At 31.1% G+C, this 18,067-nt stretch carries 13 protein-coding genes and 1 pseudogene; 3 read left to right on the top strand and 11 right to left on the bottom strand.

Annotation, left to right across the window (positions count from 1 at the left end; all coding sequences use genetic code 11):
* Nucleotides 1-219: 219 nt before the first annotated feature.
* Nucleotides 220-1,491 (bottom strand): NADP-dependent isocitrate dehydrogenase, encoded by a 1,272-nt coding sequence (icd, locus tag NST64_RS05490; RefSeq protein WP_002448978.1) that lies wholly within the window; start codon nt 1,489-1,491, stop codon nt 220-222.
* A gap of 35 nt (nt 1,492-1,526) precedes the next feature.
* Nucleotides 1,527-2,645 carry a citrate synthase gene (locus tag NST64_RS05485; RefSeq protein ID WP_049418483.1) on the bottom strand — a complete coding sequence of 373 codons (1,119 nt, stop codon included), beginning with the start codon at nt 2,643-2,645 and terminating at the stop codon, nt 1,527-1,529.
* Between the two features lie 348 nt (nt 2,646-2,993).
* Between NST64_RS05485 and NST64_RS05480 the strand changes: the two genes are divergently transcribed.
* Nucleotides 2,994-4,346, top strand: a complete 1,353-nt coding sequence (locus tag NST64_RS05480) for an amino acid permease (protein ID WP_002449012.1) — start codon at nt 2,994-2,996, stop codon at nt 4,344-4,346.
* Between the two features lie 314 nt (nt 4,347-4,660).
* On the opposite strand, the gene pyk is transcribed toward NST64_RS05480, so the two are convergent.
* The 8 genes and pseudogenes from pyk to NST64_RS05440 form a co-directional block, all read right to left on the bottom strand.
* Nucleotides 4,661-6,421, bottom strand: a complete 1,761-nt coding sequence (gene pyk / locus NST64_RS05475; protein ID WP_002448942.1) for a pyruvate kinase — start codon at nt 6,419-6,421, stop codon at nt 4,661-4,663.
* Nucleotides 6,422-6,438: 17 nt separating this feature from the next.
* Nucleotides 6,439-7,407 (bottom strand): 6-phosphofructokinase, encoded by a 969-nt coding sequence (pfkA, locus tag NST64_RS05470; protein WP_002448931.1) that lies wholly within the window; start codon nt 7,405-7,407, stop codon nt 6,439-6,441.
* Nucleotides 7,408-7,577: 170 nt separating this feature from the next.
* Complete coding sequence (locus NST64_RS05465) at nt 7,578-8,522, bottom strand: acetyl-CoA carboxylase carboxyltransferase subunit alpha (protein ID WP_002448930.1); 945 nt, start codon at nt 8,520-8,522, stop codon at nt 7,578-7,580.
* The gene (gene accD, locus NST64_RS05460) at nt 8,515-9,381 is read right to left on the bottom strand and encodes an acetyl-CoA carboxylase, carboxyltransferase subunit beta (RefSeq protein ID WP_002448997.1); all 867 of its coding nucleotides are present in this window, start codon (nt 9,379-9,381) and stop codon (nt 8,515-8,517) included. Before accD ends, NST64_RS05465 begins: the two co-directional genes overlap by 8 nt.
* A 108-nt stretch (nt 9,382-9,489) precedes the next feature.
* A pseudogene (locus tag NST64_RS05455) lies at nt 9,490-9,719 on the bottom strand (NAD-dependent malic enzyme); the annotation flags it as partial.
* A 246-nt stretch (nt 9,720-9,965) separates the two neighbouring features.
* Complete coding sequence (locus NST64_RS05450; protein ID WP_049418485.1) at nt 9,966-13,169, bottom strand: DNA polymerase III subunit alpha; 3,204 nt, start codon at nt 13,167-13,169, stop codon at nt 9,966-9,968.
* A gap of 20 nt (nt 13,170-13,189) precedes the next feature.
* The gene (locus NST64_RS05445) at nt 13,190-14,128 is read right to left on the bottom strand and encodes a DHH family phosphoesterase (RefSeq protein WP_049418487.1); all 939 of its coding nucleotides are present in this window, start codon (nt 14,126-14,128) and stop codon (nt 13,190-13,192) included.
* 31 nt (nt 14,129-14,159) lie between these two features.
* The gene (locus NST64_RS05440) at nt 14,160-15,458 is read right to left on the bottom strand and encodes a DRTGG domain-containing protein (protein ID WP_049418488.1); all 1,299 of its coding nucleotides are present in this window, start codon (nt 15,456-15,458) and stop codon (nt 14,160-14,162) included.
* 216 nt (nt 15,459-15,674) lie between these two features.
* Between NST64_RS05440 and NST64_RS05435 the strand changes: the two genes are divergently transcribed.
* On the top strand, nt 15,675-16,088 hold the full coding sequence (locus tag NST64_RS05435; RefSeq protein WP_002448952.1) for a universal stress protein: 414 nt from the start codon (nt 15,675-15,677) through the stop codon (nt 16,086-16,088).
* A gap of 58 nt (nt 16,089-16,146) precedes the next feature.
* Here NST64_RS05435 and NST64_RS05430 read toward each other — a convergent pair whose 3' ends face one another.
* Nucleotides 16,147-16,836 (bottom strand): metal-dependent hydrolase, encoded by a 690-nt coding sequence (locus tag NST64_RS05430; protein WP_002448970.1) that lies wholly within the window; start codon nt 16,834-16,836, stop codon nt 16,147-16,149.
* A 129-nt stretch (nt 16,837-16,965) separates the two neighbouring features.
* On the opposite strand from NST64_RS05430, the gene NST64_RS05425 reads away from it, so the two are divergent.
* Nucleotides 16,966-18,021, top strand: coding sequence for a M24 family metallopeptidase (locus NST64_RS05425; RefSeq protein WP_019835451.1), 1,056 nt, complete (start codon nt 16,966-16,968; stop codon nt 18,019-18,021).
* The last annotated feature ends 46 nt before the right edge of the window (nt 18,022-18,067 follow it).

Here is an 18,067-nt window from a genome sequence, read left to right as displayed (position 1 = left end):
TAAATAGAATTAACAATTTCAATTTTATTATAACTGAAATTTAAATAAAAATAACATACAACATATTGAATTTACATAAACTTAACATTTAATTAATATTTTCTATTTGTGAAGGATATTTTTGTTAATCTTGCTATGATATTTATTAATAATGAACAAAAAAACAGTCTAAGACATCAAAATCCATCTTAGACTGTTTTATCAAAATAAATATTATGTTTATTTTAAGTTTTTAATAAGTTCATCGGCAAATTCTGAAGTTGATACTTCAGTAGCCCCGTCCATTAAACGAGCAAAATCATATGTTACAATTTTAGAAGCAATTGTAGCTTCAATAGCATCAGTAATTTTATCAGCCGCTTCTTGCCATCCTAAATGTTCTAACATTAATACAGAACTTAATAATTCAGATGATGGATTCACTTTATTTAAGTTAGCATACTTTGGTGCTGTACCATGTGTTGCTTCAAAAATAGCATGCCCTGTCTCATAGTTAATATTAGCACCAGGAGCAATACCGATTCCTCCTACTTGTGCAGCAAGTGCATCTGAGATATAGTCGCCATTTAAGTTCATTGTAGCTACTACATCATGTTCTGCTGGACGTGTTAAAATTTGTTGTAAGAAAATATCTGCTATTGAATCTTTAATAATAATTTTACCATCTTTTTCAGCTTTTTGTTGTGCGTCATTTGCAGCATCTTTACCATCTTTTTCAGCAATTTCATCATATTGTTGCCAAGTAAATACTTTATCAGAAAATTCATTATGAGCTAAATCATAACCCCATTGTTTAAATGATCCTTCTGTAAACTTCATAATATTACCTTTGTGAACTAATGTTACTGATTTACGATTATTATCAATTGCATATTGAATAGCAGATCTTACTAAACGTTCAGTCCCTTCTTTAGAAACTGGTTTAATACCAATACCAGAAGTTTCGGGAAAACGAATATTTGTAGCACCCATTTCATTTTGTAAGAAGTCAATAACTTTTTTAACTTCTTCTGTTCCTTCTTTAAATTCAATTCCTGCATAAATATCCTCAGTATTTTCACGGAAGATAACCATATCAACATCTTGAGGACGTTTAACTGGTGAAGGTACACCTTTAAACCAACGTACTGGACGAAGACAAGTAAATAAATCTAGTTCTTGTCTTAATGCTACATTTAAAGAACGAATGCCTCCGCCAATTGGTGTAGTTAATGGTCCTTTAATTGCGATTAAGTATTCTTTGATAGTATCTAAAGTTTCTTGTGGTAACCATTCACCAGTTTCATCGTACGCTTTTTGACCAGCTAATACCTCTTTCCACTCAATACGCTTTTCACCGTTATATGCTTTTTCAACCGCCGCATCAACAACACGACTAGCTGCTTTCCAAATATCAGGACCGATACCATCCCCAATAATAAATGGAATAATTGGTTCATTAGGTACATTTAATAATTCATCATTTGCTCTAGTAATTTTTTCAGCTGCCATTATAAAAGCCTCCATAAATTAAATTTTAAAATATTTTATCTTTCTTCAACTGGTACATATTTACGATTTGTTTCTCCAACATATTTTGCACGCGGACGAATAATTCGATTATCACGATATTGTTCTAAAATATGCGCGGTCCATCCTGCAGTACGACTCACAGCAAAGATAGGTGTAAAAATATCGTGTGGAATTTCCATACTATGATAAACAGTTGCACTAAAGAAGTCTACATTTGGAATTAAGCCTTTTTCATCGTGCATACGCTTTTCAATTGCAAGAGAAATTTCATATAATTCGTTATGTCCGGTTTCAGAAGTTATTTTTCGACTCATTTCTTTTAAGTACTTAGCACGTGGATCTCCCTCTTTATATACTCGATGACCGAATCCCATGATTTTTTCTTTGTTAGCAAGTTTCTTATCTAAATAATTATCTACTTCATCAAGTGATTTAACTTCTGATAACATTTTCATTACTTGTTCATTTGCTCCACCATGTAAAGGCCCTTTTAATGAACCAATTGCTGCTACAATACCTGAATACATATCAGATAGAGATGATACTGCACATCTTGCTGTAAATGCTGAAGCATTGAGTTCATGATCGGCATGTAATATTAAAGCTTTATTAAAAGCTTCAACTTCAGTATCAGATGGCAATTCCCCTTTTAACATATACAAGAAGTTTGCTGCATAGCTTAAATCAGAGTTAGGCTTAACAGGTTCCTTTCCTTCTCGTACGCGTGAAAACGCTGTAACTAATGATGCAATCTTTGCTTGGATACGAATAGCTCGATCTTTTCGACTTTCATCTGTTTCCTCTTCAGCATCTGGATCAAAGTGTGCAATATAAGAAACAGAGGTACGTAATGCAGTCATTGGATGTACATCATCTGTAGCATATTCTTCAAAATGCTTATATACCCTTGGATTTAATGTCATATATTGTTTTAGTTTCTCTTTTAATTCTTCAAGTTCTTCTTGTGTTGGTAATCTATAATTCCATAATAAGAACATGATTTCTTCAAATTGAGCATTTTCAGCTAAATCATCAATATCATATCCTGAATAAGTTAATTGACTATCAATAATTGAACTGATTTTAGTTTCTGCTGCGATAACCCCTTCTAAACCTTTTTGTAATTCTGCCATAAGTAATTCCCCTTTTCTTTTACATAATGTAATGGCTTTCATAAATAGTATATCTAAAATTATAAGTTTTGTGAATCATGATATATGTGGTTTAAATTTTCATTGGTAAATTATTTATATATTAATTTTAATTATAATGATTATAAAAATTGTTATAAAGCTATTTATAAGAATTAAGACAAGGTTGACTTATGTGAAAATAATGAATATTTTAATTATTTATCAATAATGATTATCTTTTATTAACTCAATGTTAATAAAATTTTTAGAAAAAATTTAGAAAAATAATTGTCGAATTTAATATATAAGTGCATAATTAATATTAATTAAATGTAAGGGAGTTGTCTTATGGCAGAAGAAAAATTACAAAGAGGATTAAGTAATCGTCATGTACAATTGATTGCTCTTGGTGGCGCTATCGGAACTGGATTATTCTTAGGTGCAGGTCAAACTATAGCTATGACTGGACCTTCTATTCTATTAACCTATATCATTATTGGATTCATGCTATTTATGTTTATGAGAGGCCTTGGAGAAATCATTATTCAAAATACTCGTTTTAAATCATTTGCTGATGTAACAAACGAGTATATTGGACCATTTGCAGGATTCGTTACTGGATGGACATATTGGTTATGCTGGATTATAACGGGAATGGCAGAAGTAACTGCAGTTGCCAAATATGTTAGTTTCTGGTTTCCAACTATACCAAACTGGATTACTGCTTTATTTTGCGTATTAATATTAATGGTTTTTAACTTATTAAGTGCAAAATTATTTGGAGAATTAGAATTCTGGTTTGCTATTATTAAAATTATAACTATTATAGCTTTAATCGTCATTGGTGCAATAATGATTTTATTTGCTTATAAAACTCAATTTGGACATGCAAGTTTAACTAATCTTTATAAACATGGTATTTTTACCAATGGAACTTCTGGTTTCTTTATGTCATTCCAAATGGCTTTATTCTCATTTGTTGGTATTGAAATGATTGGGGTAACTGCTGGTGAAACTAAAAATCCAGAAAAAACAATACCTAAAGCTATAGATGCAGTACCGATTAGAATTTTAATTTTCTATGTAGGTGCTTTAGCAGTCATTATGTCTATTATTCCTTGGGACAAAGTGGATCCAAATGAGAGCCCATTTGTTAGATTGTTCTCATTAATTGGTATTCCATTTGCAGCTGGATTAATTAACTTTGTAGTTTTAACTGCTGCTGCTTCATCTTGTAATAGTGGTATCTTCTCAAATAGTCGTATGTTATTTGGATTATCTGAACAAAAACAAGCGCCTTCTATATTTAAAAGTACTAACAAGCAAGGTGTACCACATATCGCAATTATTGTATCATCTGCGTTATTATTGGTGACAGCATTATTAAACTATATTTTTCCAAATGCAACGCTAGTATTTACATATGTTACAACAATTTCAACAGTATTATTTATTATCGTGTGGGCTTTAATTATTTGGGCTTATATTAATTATCATAGAAAAAATCCTGAATTACATAAAAAAGCAAAATTCAAACTTCCTGGTGGAAAATATATGGCCTATATTATTTTAGCATTCTTCTTATTTGTGTTTTGTTTACTATTTGTAAATGCAACAACAAGAAACGCTATTTTCTTAACACCTATTTGGTTTATTATTTTAGGTATTATGTATTTAAGATATAAAAAAGTAGCAAAATAACATTAAAATATCAATATGAAAAATGACTGGAACAATTAATAATGTCCCAGTCATTTTTATGTTAATGCAGTCGATGTCTGAATTGAAATACTCTTGTAACAAGCTTTTTCAACACTACTATCCCCAACATAGAGATTTTCTTAATGAAAATCTACGTTCAATGCAAGTTGGGACGACGAATACGGCTCTCTCCCACTTTTTTCTAATATGTTTAAATAACATAAAAAAGAGCGAGAATTTTATCCATTAACATGTAACGTGGTTATTCCCGCTCTTCTAGCTTTCTATTTAAACATACTTATACAATTGTTTAATTAAAGGACATTTGCATACCCTTCAAAAATTCTACCTTGATTTGCATCAACAGTAACTAATAAGTCATTTTTCAATTCTTTCGTTGCATTTTCAACACCAATAATAGTTGGGATACCTTGTTCAAGCCCAACGATTGCACTTGGTGATGTTATACCGTTTTCTTCAGTAATTAAACCTGCAGCTTTTTCAACATATGGAACATAGCTTTCATCTATTGAATTAGTCACAATAATTGATTGACTTAGGTCTTTTCCTTCTAAATCACTAGCAGTTTTAGAAATCACTGTTTTACCAGTTGTTGATCCACGACCAACACCTTGACCTTTAGCAATTTCATCACCTACTAAATGTAATTTCATCATATTAGTCGTACCTTTTTCACCAGTTGGAACGCCAGCAGTAATGATAATTAAATCACCATTACCAACTTTTTCAGTAGCAACAGCTGTTGCTACTGCATTATTTAATAAATCATCTGTTGTTTTACGTCCTTTTTTAACAACTGGATATGCACCCCATACTAGTGCTAATTGTCTTGCAGTATGTTCACTAGGTGTTACTGCAATAATATCTGAATGTGGACGATATTTAGAAATTGTAATCGCTGTTGAACCACTTTCAGTTGCAGCTACAATTGCTTTAACATTTAAATTTAGAGCAGTATGTGCTACAGACACACCAATCGCATTTACTAATGATGTTTCTACTAATTTAGTACGATCAGATAATAATTTTTTGTAATCTTGAGCAGCTTCAGCTGAAATTGCAATATTTCTCATTGTTTTAACTGCTTCTTCAGGATATTGTCCTGCAGCTGTTTCACCAGATAACATAACTGCATCTGTACCATCATAGATTGCATTAGCAACGTCACTTGCTTCAGCTCTTGTTGCACGTGGATTACGTTGCATTGAATCAAGCATTTGAGTTGCAGTAATAACAGGTTTTCCTAATTTATTACATTTTCTAATTAAATCTTTTTGAACGATTGGCACAGATTCAGGTGGAATTTCAACACCCATGTCACCACGAGCAACCATTAAACCATCAGATACTTCTAAAATTTCTTCGATATTATCAATACCTTCTTGGTTTTCAATTTTAGGGAAGATAGTAATATTATCATTATTTTCTTGTTCTAAAATTTCGCGAATATCTAATACATCACTAGGACGACGTACAAAGCTTGCTGCAATGTAATCAATATCTTCTTTAATACCAAATTTAATATCTGCAGCATCTTTATCAGTGATACCAGGTAAGTTTACTTTAACACCAGGTAAGTTTACACCTTTTTTATTTTTTAATTCACCAGTGTTTAAGATATCACATTTAACTTCGCCTTTATCTTTATCAATATCTTTAACTTGTAATTCTACTAAACCATCATCTAATAAAATGTATGATCCAATTTGAACATCATTAATTAAATCTTCATATGTGACTGAGAATTTCTCAGGTGTACCTTCAACTTGAGACATACTCACAATAACTTCTTTACCTTTTTCAAGTACAATTAAGCCGTCTTTCATATCATGTGTACGAATTTCAGGTCCTTTAGTATCTAATAAAATACCAATAGTTTTACCTAATTTTTTAGATACTTTACGAATTGAATCAATACGTGCTTTATGTTCTTCATGACTACCATGAGAGAAATTTAAACGCGCAACGTTCATTCCAGCATTCATTAATTTTTCTAACATTTCCTCAGACTCTGAAGCAGGTCCTATAGTACATACAATTTTAGTCTTTCTCATTATAAAAGCCTCCTAAATTAAATAGATAATTCTTTTGCTAAGTCATAAATACGAGTGTTGAATTTATGGCTTTCATTATTGAAAATTTCATCAAATGGTGTTGCTGTAAGTTGGTTATTTTGTATACCTACACCGAATCCTGTTTGACCTTGCATTAACAATTCAACAGCATAACCGCCTAATCTTGAAGCAAGCACTCGATCTACACCAGATGGACTACCACCACGTTGGATGTGACCAAGAACAGATACACGTGCATCAACATTGATATATTTAGTTAATTGTTCTGCACATTCATGGCCACTCATACAACCTTCTGCTACCATAACGATAGAATGTTTTTTTCCACGTTTAATACCACTTTCAATTTTTTCAGCAACATCTTTAATATCTGTGTGCACTTCTGGAACTAAGATTGTTTCAGCACCTACTGACAATCCAGCCCACAGTGCTAAATCACCACAATCACGTCCCATTACTTCTACAACAAAAGTTCTCGCATGACTTGAAGCAGTATCTCTGATTTTATCGACACAGTCAATAATCGTATTTAATGCTGTATCGAAACCAATCGTGAAATCAGTACCATTAATATCATTATCAATTGTTCCAGGGATACCAATTGTTTTTATATCGGTTGTTTCCTCGCTAATACGTTGAGCACCTCTATAACTGCCATCTCCACCGACTACTACAAGTCCTTCAATACCATGCTTGTGTAAGTTCTCAATCCCTTTTTGTCTTACACTCTCATCTTTAAACTGAGGACATCTAGCAGAATATAGAAAAGTTCCTCCTCGTTGAATCGTATCTCCAACACTTCCTAATTCAAGTTTGTGGATATTATCATCAAGTAAACCTTGATAACCCTGATAAACACCAAAAACTTCGATATTATTATAAATTGCTTTTCGTACGACTGCTCTAACAGCAGCATTCATGCCTGGTGAATCTCCACCACTTGTTAATACCGCAATTCTCTTCATAGCGACATTCCCTTTCCTAACTATAATAATCTTCATGTATAAATTACCATAATTTTATTATCTATTCCATTAATATTGATAGATTATATATATGTAAACGTTTTAAATTTTAATTTAATTTATATAAAAAAATGACTAGAAATTTAATTAAAATTTCTAGTCATTCTGTGCTAATTAATAAAAGTACCAATATTTCTAAACTTATTAAATCGATGATTCGCTAAAGCTTGTCCATCTAATTTATTTAATTCATTAAGCTGATGAATAAAAGATTGTTTAATTTGTTTTGCTTGAAAAACGATGTCTTTATGAGCGCCACCTTGTGGTTCAGTAATAACTTCATCTATCACGTTTAATTCCAGTAAATCTTTTGCAGTAATTTTCATCGTTTCAGCAGCCATTTTTGCTAAAGAGCTATCTTTCCAAAGTAATGCTGCCGCCCCTTCTGGAGAAATAACAGAATAAGTACTATTTTCAAGCATTAATAATTTATTAGTTATACCAATACCAAGCGCACCACCACTTCCACCTTCACCGATGACAACACCAATCACAGGTACTTTAAGCGAAGCCATCTCAATTAAATTTTTCGCAATTGATTCACTTTGCCCTCGTTCTTCAGCGGCTTTCCCCGGATATGCACCTTTCGTATCAATAAACGTAAAAATAGGACGCTTAAATTTTTCAGCTTGTTTCATTAAGCGTAAAGCTTTACGGTAACCTTCAGGATGAGCCATTCCAAAATTACGATAAATATTATCTTTAGTATCTTTCCCTCGTTGCTGACCTATGATAGTTACCGGTTGATTGTTGAGATATCCTATTCCACCAATCATCGCAGGGTCATCTCTAAAATTACGATCTCCATGTAATTCAATGAATGAGTCGAAGATATATGGAATATAATCAAGTGTTGTAGGTCTTTCTTGAAGTCTTGCAATTTGTACTCGATCCCAAGGTTTTAAATTGGTATATATTTTTTTTCTTTCTCTTTCCAAAGAGGCTTCTAACAAGTCAATTTCATCTTGTAAGTCGACGTCATTTTTTTCTTGAGATTCCTTCAATGAATTAATCTTTTCTTTAATCTCATATAAAGATTTCTCGAAATCAAGCATTCGTCTTCACCTCTTGATGTAGTTTTAAAATTTCAGAAAGTGTTGCTTTCATGTCTTTTCTATGCACAACTTTATCTAATTGACCATGTTCTAATAAAAACTCAGCAGTTTGAAAATCTTCCGGCAATTTTTCGTTAATTGTTTGTTCTATCACTCTACGTCCAGCAAAACCGATTAAAGCTTTAGGTTCGCTTAGGTTAATATCACCCACAGAAGCAAAACTAGCTGATACACCACCAGTAGTAGGATGTGTTAAATATGAAACATATAATAATCCAGCATCAGAATGTCGTTTTAATGATACACTTGTTTTTCCCATTTGCATTAATGAAATAATACCTTCTTGCATTCTGGCACCACCACTTGCAGAAAATAGTACAAATGGTAACCGATGTTCAGTACAATAATCAACGATTCTACAGATTTTTTCCCCTACGACTGAACCCATACTTCCCATTCTAAATCGTGAGTCCATGACTGCAATACCATATTTCACGCCATCTAATTCTGCTGTACCAGTTACGATGGCTTCATTTAAACCCGTTTTCTTTTGATCTTTTTCGACTTTTTCTTGATAGCCAGGAAAATCCAAAGGATTAGAAGAAACCATTTCTTTATCGAATTCTTTGAACGAATTTTCATCTGAAATAGCTTCTATTCTTTTGTACGCAGGAAGTGCAATATGATGATCACAATTAAAGCATACATTTAAATTTTCAGTTAGTTCTTTTGTATACATTATTTTTTTACAATTAGGACATTTAGTCATGATGCCTGCTGGTACGTCATTTTGTTTAGAATCCGGTACCGTTAAATATTTCTTTTTTTTACTACTTCTATTAAAAAAATCTTTAAACATGCGTAAACCTCCGCATAACTCACTCAATAATTTCGTTATTTTAAATAGTTACTTTTAAATTCGCTTACTTTATTTTAAATCTATTAACTTCATTGTTTTATCATATACTTATTGGAAATCTACTTCAATACATGCAACACCTAATTCTATAACAGATCGTGTTAAATCTCGTGTCACTGATGGTGCCACTCTTTAATCGAAAGGAGTAGTTTCAATATCTAAGATATCTTTAAAAATACCTAGAAAAGCTAATACCTTATTAACTTGATTTGGAAAATAAGGTCGTCTCGTTCCTACTACTTTAGCACTACTTCTTTCGCATCATCAGGTTTGATTTCTAATTTACCTTGATTCTCTTTATGCATTTGTAATGCATCGTCTCTTAAAGACATTCAATCAACTTCTAATTGATTTATAATTAAATTACTTTTGAAAAGAGGGATTTTTGTAACAATTAAGTTCAATTTTAAAAATCTTTTTATATGCTACATGTTATTAAATCAAGAGATAAAAAATCAATAAAATTATTAATTCTTCTTTATAACCATCAACTAACTATATCATAATTTTTTTGCATATAAAAGTTATATAATTCTGATGTCACTTGGCTTGAACATCTTTATAAACCTTTCGACTTGTTCCATTTCTTTTTGTAAAAATCCTAAAGATTGAGTTTGTTGTTGCATTTCATTAAATAAAACTACTTCTAAATCGTTATGTGTAGTCTGATCTATTAAAAATGATTTAATATCTTCTAATTGATTGACGTTTCTAATCACTATTTGTTTGGCTTGAGATAATTTGTTATTTTCAAAGTCGTTAATTGTATCCATATTTTGAATGATAATTTGTCTCTTTTGATTTCGTTCTTCAAATTTGCCATGAACGACTAGAATATCATTTTGTTGTTGAATCATTGTCTCATATTGTTTGTACTTATCTGGAAACAAAACACCATCAATAGTGGTTCTACCATCATCTAGAACTAAGAACGCCATATGTTGTCCAGTTTTTGTTCTTATTTGCTTAAATTGATTAACCTGAACAAGTATAGGTTGATAATCTAAACTATTCTTAATCGTAAAAATACCTAAATATTGTTTGATATAAAATAATTTTTCAACTGGATGGTTAGAAATATAAAATCCTAAGTATTCTTTTTCATAAGCACTAATGATTTGATCACTGAATTCCTCTTTATCTTCATAGGATTGCTTTGGTGTTAACATATTAAATAAAAATTCATCTTGTTCAACATTCGAAACTTGATCAATAACTTCGTCAATTGTAGATAATAGTGTTGATCTAGTTTTACCAAATGAATCAAATGCGCCCACACATATTAATGCTTCTAATAATTTTCTAGTTTTAATTCTTTTAGGAATTCTTCTGGTGAAATCAAAAAAGTCTTTATACAATCCATTTTCAATTCGTTCGTCTACTATAGATTTGACGCTTTGATATCCGACACCTTTTATTGCGCCCAACGATAAATAAATATTTTTTTCTGTCGCTTTGTAAAACCAATGACTTTTATTAATATCTGGAGGTAAAATATTTAAACTTTGAGTTTTAGCTTCTTCTATTATTATTGCCGTTTTTGTTTCATTACCTATAACATTACTAAGAATATTCGCGTAGAAATAATTAGGATAATGCACTTTTAAATAAGCCATGATATACGCAATTTTAGAATAACTCACCGCATGAGCTCTAGGAAAACCATAATCCGCAAATTTTAATATTAGTTCGAAAATACGTTCACTAATTGATGCATCATAATTATTACTTACAGCCCCTTCAATAAAGTGTTGACGTTCACTTTCTAGGATAGCTCTATTTTTTTTACTCATTGCACGTCTTAATATATCTGCTTGACCATAACTAAAATTAGCGAATTGACTAGCAATTTGCATGATTTGTTCTTGATAAATAATGACGCCATATGTCTTCTTTAAAATAGGCTTTAAATCAGGATGTAAGTATTTAATGTCACTTTGACGATGTCTTCTTGATATGTATGTAGGTATTTCTTGCATTGGACCGGGTCTATACAATGATGTTACAGCAACGATATCTTCAAAGTGTTCAGGCTGTAATTCCATCAATACTTTTCTAACACCTTCTGATTCTAATTGAAATATACCTGTAGTGTTTCCTAGAGACAATAATTTAAATACTTTTTGATCATTAAAAGGGATTCGTTCTATATCGATATCAATATTTAAATCTTTTTTTACTTGAGTGATAATTTGATGAATAATTGATAAATTTCTAAGACCAAGAAAATCAATTTTTAATAAACCTAATCGTTCTGCTTCAGTCATTGTCCATTGAGTCAATATACCTGTATCCCCCATTGTTAAAGGAGCAAAATGATACAATGGTTTATCATTAATAATTATTCCTGCAGCATGGGTAGATGTATGACGTGGTAAGCCCTCTAGTTTTTTACTAATTTCAAACCATTTTTCATGACGATAACTTTTATGAACAAATGCTTTAAATTTTTCATTTTGATAGGCTTCTTCTAGTGTAATACCTAATTGATGTGGGATTAAATTCGATATTTCATTTAACGTTTTTTCGTCAAAACCAATAATACGGCCTACATCTCTCGCTACAGCCCTTGCTAATAAGTGACCAAAAGTGACGATGCCCGATACGTGATATTGACCATACTTTTCTTGTACGTACTGAATCACTTTTTCTCTTCTCGTATCCTCAAAATCAATATCAATATCTGGCATAGTGACACGTTCTGGATTTAAAAAGCGCTCGAATAATAAATCAAATTTAATTGGATCAATAGTCGTGATACCTAATAAGTAACTAACTAAAGATCCTGCAGATGAACCACGTCCAGGTCCAACCATCACATCATGCGTTTTAGCAAAATGTATTAAGTCGCTCACTATCAAAAAATAATCTTCGAATCCCATATTCGTTATTATTGAATATTCATGATGTAATCGGTCAATATATCGCTGATCTTTATCTAATTTAAATTCTTTAAGATTATATTTTAACTTTTCTAAAAGATAGGATTTAGCACTTTGTTGATTGGGCGTTTTAAAGTTAGGCAATAGATTTTGATGGTATTGAATTTCTGCGTTACACTCATCAGCTAAAGCCTTTGTATTAGCTATTATTTTTTCAGACAACTGAAGTTCTTTAATATTTTCACTAGTTGGAAAATATTCATGAGCATCCTTGATATCATTTACTAAATCCAATTTTGTATTGTTTTTTATTGCTTTTAATGCAAGTATTGTATCTGCATCTTCAGGATTTAAATATCTTGCATTATTAAGAAAGACAATTTTATCGTCTGAAAAATCTAATTGACTTGTATGATTTATAAATACTGACTCATTATTCTTTAGTGTTTGAATTAACGATTGGTGAGACGCATTAGCATCTTTAAAAACAATAGCAAGATGGTAACTATATTTTTGTAGCCATTTTAGGGGTATCGTAGTCTTTTGTTTCATATTAATTGCAGAAGAAAGTTGATACAGAGCATGGAGACCTTCATTATTCTTTGCGAATAATACGGTTTCAATTGTGCTAATTTCATCAGAAACCATTACAGTCATTCCAAATATTGGCTTAATTCCCTCATTAATACATGCGTCATAAAACTTAGGGAAGCCATATAATACGTTCGTATCCGTAATTGCAAGTGCTTGATATCCATTTGCTTTTGCCTTTGATACGACATCGTTAATTTTTAAACTTGAATATAATAAATCATATGTTGAATGAATATTCAAATGTACAAACATGTATGACTTCCTTTCGTAATTTATAGTTTTTGGCGCAAGGCTTCACCTAAAATCTCAAATTGTTCCCAATTTTCAACAGAGACTCCAGATGCATTTGGATGTCCTCCACCGCCAAATTGATTAGCTATATCATTGATAGTAATTCCTTTAGAACGTAATCGACATCTAATTTGATCACCTTCATCAACACCAAACATCCATATTTTTAGACCTTTGATATCCGCTACAGTGTTAACAAACTGAGATGCTTCGTTAGGTGCAATTTGAAATCTGTTTAGGACATCTTTAGTAATCTTTATTTGACAATATTGATGATTTTCACTTAATTGGAAATTTTGCAAAATATATCCTTGAAATGGCATAAGTTTTGGATCTTTCTCACCCAATTGATTTAATACATCATTATGATTAAATGGAAATTCTAGCAAACGACTAGCAACATTCATAGTATGTGGTGTGGTATTACTAAATAAAAAACGACCTGTGTCTCCGACAATTCCTAAATATAGAACACGTGCGACAGATTCATCGATAATATTAATATCATTAAAATGTGTAATAAAATCAAAAATAATTTCGCTGGTTGAACTTGCATTGGTATCGACATAATTTATTCTGCCATATTGATCAGTAGCAGGATGGTGATCAATTTTAATTAAATCTTTGCCTTGATTAAATCTCTGATCATCGATACGAGGTGCATTTGCTGTGTCACAAACAATCACTAGAGCGTTTTGATACATATCATCTTTAACTCTGTCTAAGTCTCCTATAAATGCTAAAGAAGATTCTGGTTGTCCAACTGCATAAATAGACTTTTCTGGAAATTTACGTTGCAAATAATATTTTAAGCCTAACTGTGAACCATATGCATCTGGATCAGGTCGAACGTGTCTATGAATAATAACAGTTTCATATTTATCAATTTCATTCATTATTTTATTAAAAATTTCTACCATTTCTTTTCTCCTTTAATTTCAAAAACTATTTTTAAATATCTTCAAACATTTGACATATGATCATTGCATTTGCAACTTTCTCATTTTTACAAGTCATAGTGACCTCTAATTTAGCAAAATTTCTTCCTACATCTAACATGTTATACTTTACATCAAGCGTACTTTCAATTGCGACATTTTTAATATAAATAATATTCAAGCTTTCAATCATAACATCTACTTTTTTATACTTACGCAATTCATGTTTAATTGTTTCTTCAATAATTGCGACACATATTGCTTTACTCAACGTACCATATTGGTTGGTTAAAGCTGGTGAAATTTTAACAGACGTCTCATTATGATTTATTGAGATGTGTTTGGCAATTTGATCGATAATGGTTTCTCCAATTTGAGGTTGTCTTCCAATTAATTGCATTGCTTTTAACACATCATTTCGTGTAATAACACCTATTGCTTTTTTATTTCTTGTTGTGACAGGTAAAATTTCAATTCCTTCCCAAATCATTATATGAGCACAACTCGCTACTGTAGTTGTTAATTCAACATTGATAGGTCGTCTTGTCATGACTTTATTAATCCTATCATCTTCGTTCATGTGAATAACTTCTTTACTCGTTACAATTCCCACAAGTTTCCAATCTTTATTTACTACTGGAAAACGAGAATGTCCTGTGACTTTTGCACGAGAAATATAGTCGTCTAAACCCATTTCATCGAACACTACCGTCATATCATTGATAGGTTTTACGATATCTTCAACAATAAGTATTTCTTTTCTTATCATTTGATTATACATGGCTCTATTAATGATATTAGCTACTAAAAATGTATCATAATTTGAAGAAATAATAGGTAGTTCTTGTTTATTTGCATAATCAATAATATTTTGAGCTGTACTAAATCCACCGGTAATAAGTATACCGCTTCCTCTTTTTAATGCTTCCATCTGAACTTCAGGACGGTTACCTACAATTAATAACGTTTGATTTCCAATATACTTTACTACATCTTTTAGTTCCATAGCGCCTATTGCAAATTTACTAACAGTTTTATTTAAACCACTTTTGCCACTTATGATGTCACCTTCAATAATATTCACAATTTCTTGAAAAGTAAGATGTTCAATTTGTTCACGACTCTTTTTATCTATCCGAACCGTACCTACTCTATCGATGGTAGTTACAAAGCCAAGTTGACTAGCATCTTTAATTGCTCTATAAGCAGTCCCTTCAGAAACATTCATTACTTTGGCTATTTTTCTAACTGAAATTTTTTGTCCTATATTTAATGATTCTATATAGGATACAATTTGTTCATGTTTAGTCATTTTCAACCCTCTTCATTTTTAGACAATGTCTAATATATTATAACTTTTTTATTTATAAAAATCGATTTGAATGCGACAAAAGTATCAAAAACTGATATATCGGTATCATTTTGTTTTTAATGTATATAAATGAAGTTAATTTAAATAATAAAAATATAAATTTGATGGAAATATTAAATCACTAATTATATAATTAAATATAAGGAGGGATGACCTATGTATAAAAACATATTACTAGGTGTAGATACTCAATTAAAAAATGACAAAGCATTGAAAGAAATTTCAAAATTAGCTGGCCCAGATACCGTTGTTACAATCATGAATGCGATTGGTGAACAAGACATCCAAGCCTCTATTAAAGGAGGTACTCACATCGAACAATTGACACATCGTCGTGATCAAGGTCTTGAACACACACGTCATACTTTAGATGATTATGGTATTAATTATGATCAAATTATCGTTCGTGGAAATCCAAAAGAGGAATTAGTGAAACATGCAAATAGTGGTAAATATGACATTGTCGTATTAAGTAACCGTAAAGCTGAACAACAAAAGAAATTTGTTTTAGGTAGTGTTAGTCATAAAGTTGCTAAACGTGCTACTATCCCTGTTTTAATAGTTAAATAATTTTAATCTTATAAAAAAAGACGGTAAATGCTATATTTACCGTCTTTTCTATATATCATTAAAATGTCACTTCATCACCAGGTTGTAAAATTTGTACTTCTCCTTGAGATACTGCTTCTTTAAATTTCTCTGGATCTTGTTCAATTAATGGGAATGTATTGTAATGAATAGGCACTGAAATTTTAGGTTTAATGAATTCATTTATTGCATAACTTGCATCTTCAATACCCATAGTAAAATTATCACCAATAGGAATAAAACATACATCTACCGGATGACGTTCAGCAATTAATTTCATATCGCTAAATAAACCAGTATCTCCTGCATGGTAAATCGTTTTACCTTCTGCTTCAATGATAACACCCATTGGCATACCCAAATAAATAGGTATTCCATCTTCATTAGTATAACTTGAACTGTGGAAGGCTTGAACAAATTTTACTGTACCGAAATCAAATTTGTATTTACCTCCAATATTCATACCATGTGCGTGTTCAATTCCATGATACGTTGTTAAATAGCCTTGGACTTCTGCAGAACCAATCACTGTAGCATGATTACGATTAGCTAATTCAACTACATCACCAAAATGATCACCATGTCCATGCGTTAAAATAATATAATCCACATCTAATGTCTGCTCATCTAAATCACTTTTATCATTACCAGAAATAAATGGATCAACAATTACTTTTTTACCATTACTTTCAAAATAAATCGTTGACTGTCCATGAAATGAAAGTTTCATATATAGAACCTCCTATATTTTAATATTATTATTATACCCTGATAATTATATTTATAACTTGAAACACTTTGAATTCATTTCTATTTAGACGTAAAATTAAATTGATTAAACTATAGGAGGATACGTATTATGATTAAAACAGATGAAATTATTGCAACATTAAAAGAAAAAAATGCTGATGCAGCATGGATTACTACTCCACTTAATATATTCTACTTTACAGGTTATAGAAGTGAACCTCATGAAAGATTGTTTGCGTTACTTATAACTTCAAATGGTGAATGCACATTATATTGTCCTAAAATGGAAGTTGAAGAAGTTAAGCATTCACCTTTTAATGGAAATATTGTTGGCTATTTAGATACTGAGAGTCCTTTCGATTTAGCACCCCATACATTTAATACTTTATTAATTGAAAGTGAACACCTCACTGTTAAACGTCAAAGAGAACTTACGAATAACTTTAACGTTAAAGCGTATGAAGATATCGATTTAACTATTAAAAAGCTAAGAAATATTAAAGATGAAAATGAAGTTAAAAATATAAAAAAAGCAGCTGAACTTGCAGATAAATGTATAGATATTGGTGTTTCATTTTTATCTGAAGGCGTAACTGAAAGAGAAGTTGTAAATCATATTGAAAATGAAATTAAAAAATATGGTGTCAGTGAAATGAGTTTCGATACAATGGTACTATTTGGTGACCATGCTGCATCTCCACATGGTACACCTGGAGATCGAACATTAGTTAAGAATGAATATGTACTATTTGATTTAGGTGTAGTCTATAATCATTATTGTAGTGACATGACAAGAACTGTAAAATTTGGTGAACCAAGTAAAGAAGCAAGAACAATTTATGATATTGTATTAAAAGCTGAACAAAGTGCTATTGAAGCAATTAAACCAGGTATCCCTTTACAAAATATTGATAAAATTGCTAGAGACATTATTTCAGAAGCGGGTTACGGTGATTTCTTCCCTCATCGATTGGGACATGGACTCGGCTTAGAAGAACATGAATATCAAGATGTATCAAGTACAAATACAAATTTACTTGAAGCAGGTATGGTGATTACAATTGAACCTGGCATTTATGTGCCTAATGTCGCTGGCGTCCGAATTGAAGATGATATTTTAGTCACTGATACTGGGTTTGAAGTACTTACACATTATAATAAGTAATTTAAAAGTTAAATCTCTCTTTTATATCAAAAAAGCGGAATAGACA

The sequence above is a fragment of the Staphylococcus sp. FSL W8-1268 genome (genome assembly GCF_038003965.1).
Taxonomy (GTDB): Bacteria; Bacillota; Bacilli; order Staphylococcales; family Staphylococcaceae; genus Staphylococcus; species Staphylococcus hominis.
This window is presented reverse-complemented; position numbering and strand designations above follow the sequence as displayed.